We start from the raw sequence: 251 nt of genomic DNA on the forward strand, positions 1-251 counted from the left end.
AAAGATGGTGGCGATTTCTCTAAACAAGATTTTTATAAAGACCCAACGGCTTATAAAAGTACCTTCATGCACTTTGCTGCTGTAGCTGATATGTTGATCGCTTGTGCCTACTGGGATCCTAATGCGCCTAGACTTTTTGAAAAAGCAGCTGTTGGAAATATTGACTTTAAAATCCGTGTGATTGCAGATGTGCCTTGTGATATCGATGGATCCATCCCTACCACACATCGAGCGAGTACGATCTTAGATCC

Annotated in this window: 1 pseudogene; it reads left to right on the forward strand. The window is 41.8% G+C overall.

Annotated features, from left to right (window positions below):
* Positions 1-251 (forward strand): annotated as a pseudogene (locus tag I5349_RS13920) (alanine dehydrogenase); the annotation flags it as partial.

The sequence above is a fragment of the Penaeicola halotolerans genome (assembly GCF_016464625.1).
Classification (GTDB): Bacteria; Bacteroidota; Bacteroidia; order Cytophagales; family Cyclobacteriaceae; genus Penaeicola; species Penaeicola halotolerans.